Consider the following 10,531-nt stretch of genomic DNA (forward strand, 5'->3'; position numbering starts at 1 on the left):
GGCCCCCCGACGGGTCGGGGGGCCGGGCGGGGGGTCAGTTCTCCATTCCGAAGTAGTGGCCGAGGTATTCGGTGATCTCGGCCGCGTGGGGCAGGAGTTCGGGCAGCTGGGCGGCGAGGGCGTCGCGGGTGGCCGCGGCGAGGCCGGCCGCGCTGGTCGCGGCGGGGCGGACGTACGGTTCGAGGCGCTTGATCAGCTCGTAGTTGCTGGCGATGTTCTCGGTGCGCATGGCCCGCTCCAGCGGCGGCGCGCCGGGCGGCGGGACGGGGGCGAGGACCCGGCTGATGTAGGTGACCCGGTGCAGGACCCGCCAGCACGGGGGCTTGGCGGAGCTCTGGCGGGTCTGGCGCAGCGCGGCCGCGTCGGGGGCGTTGCTGCCCTGCAGCCAGGTCGGGTCGACGACCTTGTGGTAGAAGTCGTCGAAGTTGGCGCTGCTCTCGCCGAGGTAGAAGGTGAGGAAGCGGTAGGCGTCGACCTTGCCCGGTACCAGGACGGGTTTGCCGGCCGCGTCGTAGACGGGCTTGCCGTTGGCGTCGAGGCGCTGCAGGTCGCCGGAGGGCGCGCACTGGACGTCGAGGCCGAAGGAGCGGGAGGCGTCCTTGCTCCTGGCCCGGGTGACGCTGAAACCCCCGCCCACGGAGGCGTCGAGGCTGCCGAACCAGCCCAGGCCGAGGGCGCCGAAGCTGCCTTCGAAGCTGGCGCCGAACGAGCCGCTGAAGCTGTACGAGCCGGAGGTGGTCTCGCTGACCGCGTCGGTGGCCTCCGTGGTCTCGGAGAAGAAGCCGCCCTGGGCCGTCCAGACGTAGGTGTTGACCAGGTCCCGGTGGGAGAAGCCCGTCGCGGCCGCGCTGCCGGACGTGCCGCGGCCGGTGTCCTGCTGCCCGCCGGAGACTCCCATCGAGCGCAGCACCGACTGCGCCTGGGCCTCGGTCGGGTCCGCGTGGTGGGTCTCGGTCGAGACCGACTCGTAGAAGGCTTCCAGCCGCTGCTGGTCGCGGGTGATGCGGCGCTTGAGCGCGTAGGCGTCGCGGGGCTTGAAGTAGCTGTACTCGCCGTAGCCGGTGGCGGTGGGGTAGTCGGGGTCGGTGACCTTGCCGGCGGCGTCGAAGCCGACCGCGCCGTCCAGGGTGCCCTGCTTGGTGTAGCGGGGGTTGATCGGGAAGTGGACGATGTTCCAGTCCAGCGGGATGTCCGGGTTGGGCAGCATCCGGTAGGCGACCAGGGCGCCGGTGTGCGCCAGGCGCAGCGCGAAGACGTCGGCGGTCTGCGACTGCACCAGGGCCATGCCGGTGTTGGCGGGCACGTACCGGAGACCGACGGCCGGGTTCAGCGCCTTGGCCGCGTCCTCGGTGTACCCGGTCAGCGCCAGCTTCGTCTTGCGGGCGGTGTTCTTGCCCTGGCTGACCTTGGTGTCGGTGCTCCAGGTGTTGGAGAACTCCAGGCTCCCCTTCCCCGAGAACTTCATCTGTCCCTCGGCCAGCGGGGACGCGGTGCCCATGCCCAGCGGGGCGATGATCTTCAGGACGCTGGCGTCGGTCTCGACACCGAAGGAGAAGTTGAAGGCGGCGTTGACGCTGCGGGTCTTGCTGGAGGAGAGGCTGCGCACCACCTGGTCGGCCTCGGTGAACTCCACCGAGGAGGCGGCGGGGAAGCCGTCGGGGTTGTCGGTGAGGTTCTCCGAGGGCACCGGCGGGGCGCCCTCGATGTAGCCCATCAGCTGCGGGTCGAACTGGGCCTGGCCGACCCACTCGGTGGTCAGGTCGCCCACCTTGTAGCCGGTGACCAGGTGCCAGCGGCCGTCGCGGACGAAGCCGTAGCAGCGCTTGAGCACGCCCAGCGTCTCGCCCTTGGCGTCGAACTGGAGGTCGGCGTACTCGGAGGCGGCGGGCGCGCCGGAGACGGTGTCGTGGAACGGGGTGCGGACGTCGGCGAGCGCCGAGCGCACCTGGGCGGTGTCGGTGGACACCGGCGCGGTGGAGAGCAGGATCCGCGGCCGCTTCGGGGAGAAGGCCAGGTTGTTGCCGCGCAGGCCCTCGTCGCGCACCGAGGTGGTGGCGGCGGCGGTGGAGTCCCGGTCGAACGTCCAGTAGCCGAGCAGGTCCTGCTTGTCCCCGCGCAGGCGGGTGAACAGGTTGTCCAGGATCTGCTCCCGGGTGCGCACGGTGCGCCAGATCCGCACCTCCTCCAGCGTGCCGGTCAGCAGCTCGGTGGGCCTGCCCCCCTCCAGCCGCGCACCGAGGGTGAGTTGCTGATCGCCGTAGGGGAGGAGGTCCGCCGGGAGCGGGGCGGTGGTGGCGAACAGCGGCTCGCCGTTGCGGTACAGCCGCAGCGGGCTGGCGGCGGGGTCGACGTCGCGGGTCCAGCGGGCGCCGCGCAGCTTGGCGGGGAAGGAGCCGGAGGCGTCCAGGGTGGTGTTGCCGGCGTTCTCCTCGAAGGCCCAGCGCGCCAGCAGCCCCTTCTCGCGCGCGGCGACCGGCCGGCCGAGCTGGTTGAACGTCCGTGCGGAGTTCCACAGCCGCACCTCGCACAGGACGCCGTTCAGGCCCCGGCCGATCTCCAGGTCGCTGCTGTTGGACTGCGCGCCCGGGCCGCCGTAGACGTGGCTGCCGGCCAGGGCGCCGTCGAGGTAGAAGCGGATGTCCTGCTCGGGCTGGCCGGCCGTGGCCGGCTGGGTGCCGGTGGCGGCGGTCACCTCGGCCTTGCGGCGCTGCCGCACCACGCTGATCCGCTGGAAGGCCCCGGGCTTGACGGCCCGGTCGGAGACGTACCGGACGGGGTTCCCGTCGGCCTCGGCGAAGGCGAACTCCACCCGGCCGTCGGCCAGGACGCCCAACTGGTAGGGGACGCCCTCCCGGCCGCCGTTGACGGCCGTGCCCTTGGTGACCAGCGCCATCGGCGCGCCCACCTTGTCGATCTGGACGAACGCCTCGACGGTGAGGTCCTCCAGGACGTTCAGCGAGTCCTGCGAGGCCACCGACAGGCCCTCGCCGCCGTCCAGGCGCAGGGCCCACGCCTGGGTGAAGGTCGCGGCCAGGTGCGCCCACTCGTTGCACGGGAAGCGGTCGGCCGAGCGCAGCACCCGGTCGCCGACCCGGGCGACCACCTGGTAGCCCTTGATCGGGGAGGCCGGGCTGTTCGGCTCGTTGAAGGTCCAGTAGCCGAGCAGTCCGGGCTCCCGGCCGGACAGCCGCTGGTTCCGCTCGGTGGAGATCTCGTGGGCGGTGCGGACCCGCCCGAAGACCCGGACCTCGTCGATCTGGCCGTCCAGGTAGTCCCCGGTGAAGGGGTGGTGGCCGAGGACCAGCGGCCCGCTGCCGGTGTAGGCGCCGGCGGCGGTGCCGCGGTGGACCTCGGTGCCGTCCCGGTAGACGATCTGCTCGCGGGTGGCGTGCTTGTAGACCGCGGCCCAGTGGTGCCACCCCAGGTCCGGGTAGGACTGGGGGGTGGTCAGGTCGTCGCCGAACAGGGCGAAGGTGAAGGCCCCGTCGGGGGTGAAGTGCAGGTGCAGGGTCTGGTCCTTGGCACCTGACATGACGCCGTGGGCGAGCAGCGGCTCCCGGCGGCCGCGGGCCTGGTTGCGCTTGGCCCACAGCTCGACGGTGAAGTCCCGGCCCGCGAGGTCGAGCGAGTTGGTCAGCTCGACCTTGGTGGTGCCGGAGAACTGGCGCGCCGGGAGGTCGACGGCGGCCAGCGCCAGCGAGTACCCCGACCCGTCCGTCCGGCCGTGGACGATCCGGCCCTGCCCGGCCTCGGGGTTGACCCAGGCTTCCAGGGTCAGGTCGCCCGCGGGGACGGCGTTCTTCTGCTGGGCGGCCGGCAGCGTCAGGTACTGGTCCCTGCCGTCGAACAGGAAGGCGCGGCCGGGCATCTCGGCCCGCCAGCGGCAGCCGCGGCCGCCGGTCACCAGGACGGCCGTGCCGTTGGGCACGGAGGTGGCGCCGCCGGTGCTCAGGGTGATCAGCCGGGAGCCGGCGGAGAGCAGGACCCCCACCCGGGTGGACTCGGCGCGGGCCCAGTCGTAGCCGACCACGGTGACCGTGTCGCCCGGCTTGACCGCCGTGCCCGCGGTGGTGAGGTCCAGCGTCTTGGCGCCGACCGGGACGGCGGCGGACGCGGCGTACCCGTTGGCGCCGATCTGCAGGTGGGCCTTGGCCGCGACCGCGACGGTGGTGGCCGCGGTGAACTCCACGGTGCTGCCGGTCACCTGGGCGACGGTGCCGACCGTGACCGCCTGCCCGGCCTGCCCGACCAGGGCGGCGGCCAGCTGCTCGGCCTTGCGCGGCAGCGAGCGCCAGGTCTCGGTGTCGCCGCCGACGGTGACCGTCAGGTCGCAGCGGCCGGGGGCGTCGCCGTCGGAGACCTTGATGACGGCGTTGTCCAGCAGGACGCCCGGGTCGCGGGCGAGGAAGCCGAGCGTGCCGCCGTTGCCGGTCAGCCGCTGGGTGCCGCGGGTGACGGCGGTGTCGTAGTAGACGGCGAAGAACTGCTCGTTGGCGCCGCGGAAGTACAGCACGACGTTCCCGGTGCCGCTGTCGAGCAGCGCGGGCCGGTCGGTGCCGCGGGCGAACTCGAGCAGGCCGCCGGAGAGGCTGAGCCCGGTGGTGTCCACGGAGATCAGCGGCATGGCCACGGTCAGGTCGTCGTCGCCCTGCAGGGCCGTCGACAGGCGGGCCAGCTTCTCCTGGGCGTCCTTGAGGTCCGCCTGCTTGCCGATCAGCCGGAGTTCGAGCTCCTTGACGCGTTGCACGGCCGTCTTCGCCTCCTGGAGGCGCTGGCGGGCGTTGTCCATCTCCTGCTTGGCCGGCGGGTAGGCCGTGTCCAGCCCCGAGCACAGCGAGACGCGCACCATCTTGATCAGGCCGGAGTCGCCGGTGAGGCACTCGGTCGCCTGGACCGGGATGGGGGCCGGGAACGAGGCGGGCATGCCCAGCGCGAGCTTGCTGCCCCGGTTGACGATGCGGGTGTAGTCACCCTCGGCGGTCAGCTGGAACTGGGCGAAGGGGTTGCCCGGCTCGCGGACGATCGTGTCCAGCACGCTGTTCTGCGCCGACGCGTTGTTGCGGATGTGCAGCTCGAGGTTGTTCGAGTTGTTGCCGACCAGCCAGTAGTAGGGCTTGCCGTTCTGGCTCTCGCCGGTGGCCTCCAGCCGCCAGGTCGAGCGGGAGGGGCTGAGAGAGACGATGACCGACGTGTGGAAGGGGGCGTTGAAGTACCGCAGCGACTGGCCGTCGGACTCGCGCGGGACCTTGACCTCCAGGGCGTAGTACCAGGCGGTCGGCACGTCCTTCTCGGCGAAGTACTGCTGCTCCAGCCGCTCGAACCCCGGCAGCAGCCGGTCGTGCTCCCCCTGCCAGTAGGCGACCTGGTTGGCCGTGCCCTTGAGCCGGGCGATCTCCACCGGCAGGGCGGCGACCTCCGGCTCCAGCTGCCGGATCAACTGCTGCAGGGCGCTGACCTGTTCGGAGTCCTGGCCCTTCACGGGCCGCCGGAGCACCGCCGGATCCAGCACGTCGGGCACCTGGGCGAGCCGGCCGTCGCGGCCGACGGCGAAGTCCAGGCTCACCAGGGCCGGCTCCTGGCCGTACTTGGCGGCGAACGCCAGCAGCACCCGGGCCTGCCGCTTGGCGGGCTTGGGGTCCGGCCGGTAGCCGGCCGAGACGTTCTCCTGCTGGTGGTAGATCACGGCGGACATGCCGGACTCGACCGTGCGTCCCTTGAGGACGAAGCTGTCGCGGCGCACCCCGGGGTGGTCGCCGACCGGGGCGTCCGAACCGGTCCACTTCGCGTCGCCCTTGAGCGTGCCGTGCAGGGCCCGGTCGCTCTGGTCGTAGGCGGTGGTCCCGGAGCCCTCGTCGAACCGGTAGTAGGCGGTCAGGCCCGGCTCGCTGCCGATCAGGCGGTGGTTCAGGTTGTCCACGAGCTCGGCGGCGGACCGCTCCCGGCTCCACACCCGCACCTCGTCGAGGTCGCCCTCGAAGAGCTCGGCGGTGGTGCCGGAGACCTGCTTGCCGATCAGGGTGTTCACGCCCGTGGCCGGCGTGAACGGCAGCGCGCCGCTGCCGGACAGCTTGCCGTTGACGTACAGCTTCGCGGTCGTCCCGTCGAAGGTGGCCGCGACGTGGGTGTAGACGTCCGTGGGGACGACGTCGACCGAGTCGACCGTGGTCGCGGCCCCCTCGTGGGCCAGGCGCAGCGACCCGCCGGCGTCCAGGCCGAGCCGGTACTCCCCGCCGCGGGACAGCACCGGGCAGTCGTACGCGGTGGGCTTGATCCACGCCTCGACCGAGTACGCCCTGCCGCCGAAGCGCAGCGCCGCCGGGTCGCCCAGGTCGACGTGCGCGTCGTTGGCGCCGCTGAGGCCCAGCGCGGTCTCCGCGTGCCCCTGGGTGCTGGTCACCGGCACCAGGTCCTGGTTGGTGAACGGGCAGGTGCCCGGACTGCGCTCGAAGACCGCGTCCCGGTACAGCGGGTCCGGGCTGGTGTAGAAACGCGTGCCCTGGGTGTTGAACAGCCCCTGGACGCCCTGCTCGACGCTGAAGCCGTCGATCCTCCCGGTGGCGTCGTTGTGGGCGAACAACTGCCAGCGCCACGCACCGTTGACCGCGGTGGGCACCAGCACCGCGGCGAACCGGCCGCGGGTCAGGTTGCGGACGAACGACAGCTCCTGGGTCGGCTCGTAGAACGGCCGGCCCTCCATGTCCTCGGTGCCCAGGGTGTCCTTGGCGGAGGCGGGACGGGTGGCGTGCCGGCTGCGCTTGTAGCGCACCTCCAGCACCGGCTTGAGCTTGCCGTCCACCAGCAGGAAGCGGTCGCACAGCAGGGTGTCGCGGACCAGCGGCACCTTCTTCGTGCCGCTCAGCACGTAGTCGGTGCGGGAGGCGTCGGCGGAGCAGCCGCCGCCGGTCAGCTTGTACACCGCGTCGGGGTGCGGATCGCCGATCGACTGCCGCAGCACCACCACGTACGTGCCGTCCGACACCACGTGGAACGGGGCGTCCGCGGTCAACCGCGCGGTCGTGGACAGGTACGGGTCGATCTCGCTGTCCAACGGCCGCTCGTCGACCCCTGCCTCGGCCCCGCCGCGCTTGACCGTCGGCATCGCGGTCGCCCCGACCGCGGCGAACCCCACCTCGGCGATCTCCCGCGGCAGGACCAGCTCGGCCGGGTTGTCGCTCCAGTACGCGGCGTCCGCGTCCCCCTTCGACTGCTGTCCGGCCAGATCCAGCACGGAGTAGACGATCCGCCGGGCCGAGTCCATCGCGAACGCGATGGTCGTGCCCTGGTGCCGGGCCATCGTCACGTGCCGGTACGACCGGTCTCCGTAGACCTTCAGCAGGGATTCCTGAGATGCCACCGTTCCCCTCCCACACAAACGGAACGCCGCTCCCGTTCTCCCCCGGCCAGGAGCGGCGATGGACACGCATCGCGCCCCTCGCGGGGCGTCGGCCAGTCTGACAGCTGCGGACATCCTGTGAAGGACATGCGAACGAAGGCTTCCCATTTATGACTTGATAGACCGTCAGATGGCCGAACTTCGATGACGGGCCGAGCGGGAAGCCGCCGCACCCGGAGCCACGGAACGTCCCGCCGATCCCCGGCGTCCACCACGGTCCGGCCCGTGGGCGGTCGACGACGAGCGTGCCCGGCGGGGCGGGGTGCCGGTCGGCGGTGAGGACGGGGCCCGTGGTCGGGGTCCTTCCGGCGGGGGACTCCGCCGGTGTCCTGGCTCGGCCCTGCTCCCGCGGACGGCCGGACACGGCCCCGGGAGCGACCGGGAGTGCCCAGGCGCCACCGGCGCCCGTTTACCGTTCGGGTGCGAGCGGAAAGACGCGCGGGTGGCGCGAGAGCAAGCCGTGTCCGTATCCGTGTTCGTGTTCGTGTCCGTGTCGCGGTGGGAGGTGGAGGCCCATGGACCCCGGAACCGGCGAGAGCCACTGGCACTTCCAGTTCGGGCCCGACGGGACGAGGTCGGTCGGCCCCGGCATGGGCTGCGTGCGTGACGTGCTGGCCGCCCTGCCCGGCGCGGACGACAGCGACGGCGACGGTGACGGGGCGGCGCGGCGCCGGGACGACGTCCTGCTGGTGGCGTGCGAACTGCTGGCCAACGCCTGCGACCACACCCCGGGCGCGACCTGCCTGGACGTCGACCTGGCCGACGGCCACCTGACCGTCGCGGTCACCGACCCGGTCGCCAACCGGCCGCTGCCCGGCCCCTGGCGCCCCGGACAGCCCCACGGCCACGGCCTGCACGTGGTCGAGCAGATCTCCACGGAGTGGGGCGTGTCGCCCTTCCCCGGCGGCAAGACCGTGTGGGCCGCCCTGCCCACCCCCTGAGACCCCGGCCCGCAGCACGGGCGCCACGCCGAGACGGAGCAGGCGCCGACCACGACCGGGGCCGCCCCCGGCACCACCGCCGGGCGTACGGCCCCACCCCCGGCCCCACCACCCTGCGCGGCCGACCCGCCCCGCCGCCGTCCGCCGCCGTCCGCCGCCGATTGCCGCCGCAGGCCGCCCGCCGCCCGTCCTAGGCGACGTCCGGCCGGGTCATCAGTGGTGAGCGCAGGTGCAGTTCCAGCCGGGGGCCGGTCAGTGGCACGGTGCTCCACACCGCCGTCGCCGTTCCCGTCGTGGTGTCCACGGTCAGCCGGACGTGGTGCGGGGTGGTGACCAGGCACAGGTCGGCGACGAAGCGGTCGTCCTGCCAGGCGCCGGAGGCCAGGACCGGGCGGCCCAGCGGGGCGCCCTCCCGCCACTCGCCGTGGCCGACCGGGAGGTCCGGGAGCGTGCCGAGGCGGACGTGCCACCCGCCGTCCGCCGGGGTGACGGACACCGCCGAGCCGTCCGGGAGCGCCGAGCCCTCCGGGGCGGCGTCGAGGACCGCGCGGGCCCGGCGTCCGGGGCCGGCCGCGCCCGGTACCGGCGGCAGCGCCAGCCGGCGCAGCCGGTCGGCCAGCGCCGCGTCCGCCGCCGCGCCGTCCGCGCGGCCGATGCCGGGCAGCAGGCACTCCCACAGGGCGTCGAACACCGGCTGGGATTCGCCCTGCGCGGTCACGGCCACCACCAGGTCGTGCGAGGGGACCACCACGCACTGCTGCCCGAAGGCGCCGTGGCCGTGGTAGCCGTGCCGGGACATCCAGAACTGGTAGCCGTAGCCGCAGGAGAAGTCCGGGTCCTCCGCGCCGCTGATGAACGACTCGGAGGCGACGTGCCGACGCGTCGCGAGCCCGATCCACTCGCGCGGGACGAGCTGCCGGTCCCCCCAGCGGCCGCCGCGCCGCAGCAGTTCGCCGAAGGCGGCCACCGCCTCGGTGGTCAGGTGCAGCCCGTGGAACCCGAACGCGGCGCCGCTGCCCACCCGGTCCCACTCGGCGTGGTCGACGCCCATCGGCCCGAACAGGCGCTCGTCGAGGAACTCCGGCAGGCCCCGGCCGGTGACCCGCTCCACGATCCGGGCCAGCAGGAAGGTGGTCGCGTTGTCGTAGACGTGCCGCGTCCCCGCCGGGACGGGGAACGGCAGGCCCAGGAAGCCCTTCACCAGGTCGCCGGGCTCGCGCTCCCACGCCGCCTCCAGGCCGTCCGCCGGGTGCCCGGTGGTCATCGTCAGCAGGTGGTGGACGGTGAGCCGGCGGCCCTGCGCCGAGACGCCGGCCGGCACCTGCTCCGGCAGCAGGTCGACCACCCGGTCGTCCGTCGAGAGCAGCCCGTCGGCGACCGCGAGGCCCACCGCGACGGAGGTGAACGACTTCGTCAACGAGTAGAGCAGGTGCGGCCGTTCGGCCGAGTACGGGGCCCACCAGCCCTCCGCGACGACCTGCCCGCGGTGCACCACCAGCAGCGAGTGGCACTCGATCGGCAGCTCCGCCAGCCGGTCCAGCAGCGCACCCACCGCCCGGGAGGAGACACCGGCGGCGGACGGCGCCGAACGCGGCAACCGGAGGCGCTGAGCGGACATCCCGAACTCCCCGATGGGTACGGGCCCCTGGGGCGGGGCGGAGGCCGACCCGGGCATGCTACGGACGGTCCGGCCCCGGTTCCACGGATTTTCCGGGCGGCCCCGGTACCGACCCGCTCAGCCCCGCTCGGTCCCGCTCGGCGCCGCTCAGCCCCGCTTCCGGGCCCGGCTCGGCTGCACCCGGGACGGCTCGCCCGGCATCTTCGGGAAGTCCGGCGGGTAGGGCAGGTCGCCCGCGCCCTGGTGCGCGCACAGCTTCAGCGCCCGCTCCGGCGAGGCCGGGTGCGCCCGGACGGGAAGGCGATCCGCGCGGTCGGCAGCCAGTCCGGGACGTTCTTCGGCGCCCGCCGCCTCCCGGGTCCGCACCCCGGCCGCGCGCACCCCCGCCGCCGCCCTGGTCGCCTTCGACCTGCTCACCCTGGACGACGAGGACCTGACCGTTCGCCCGCTGGTCGAACGCCGGTCCGAGCTCGCCCAGTTGCCGGCCGGCGCCGCCCCGCCCGTCCACCTCGCCCCCGCCACCACCGACGTGGACACCGTCCGCGGCTGGTTCGCCCGCTTCGAGGGCGCCGGGCTGGA

General features: G+C 73.5%; 4 protein-coding genes. 1 reads left to right on the plus strand and 3 read right to left on the minus strand.

What is annotated here, in order from left to right; all coding sequences use genetic code 11:
- Positions 1-34 precede the first annotated feature (34 nt).
- Positions 35-7,354: a LamG-like jellyroll fold domain-containing protein gene (locus ACFUEL_RS26270; RefSeq protein WP_380239231.1), complete on the minus strand. Its 7,320-nt coding sequence runs from the start codon at positions 7,352-7,354 to the stop codon at positions 35-37.
- Positions 7,355-7,908: 554 nt separating this feature from the next.
- Between ACFUEL_RS26270 and ACFUEL_RS26275 the strand changes: the two genes are divergently transcribed.
- Positions 7,909-8,334 carry an ATP-binding protein gene (locus tag ACFUEL_RS26275; protein WP_380239232.1) on the plus strand — a complete coding sequence of 142 codons (426 nt, stop codon included), beginning with the start codon at positions 7,909-7,911 and terminating at the stop codon, positions 8,332-8,334.
- 190 nt (positions 8,335-8,524) lie between these two features.
- Here the strand turns inward: ACFUEL_RS26275 and ACFUEL_RS26280 are convergent, their stop codons facing one another.
- Together ACFUEL_RS26280 and ACFUEL_RS26285 are read right to left on the minus strand one after the other, a co-directional pair.
- Positions 8,525-9,952, minus strand: a complete 1,428-nt coding sequence (locus tag ACFUEL_RS26280; protein ID WP_380239233.1) for a serine hydrolase domain-containing protein — start codon at positions 9,950-9,952, stop codon at positions 8,525-8,527.
- Positions 9,953-10,099: 147 nt separating this feature from the next.
- Positions 10,100-10,369 (minus strand): hypothetical protein, encoded by a 270-nt coding sequence (locus tag ACFUEL_RS26285; RefSeq protein WP_380239234.1) that lies wholly within the window; start codon positions 10,367-10,369, stop codon positions 10,100-10,102.
- Between the last annotated feature and the right edge of the window lie 162 nt (positions 10,370-10,531).

The organism is Kitasatospora sp. NPDC057198, assembly GCF_042670125.1.
Classification (GTDB): Bacteria; Actinomycetota; Actinomycetes; order Streptomycetales; family Streptomycetaceae; genus Kitasatospora.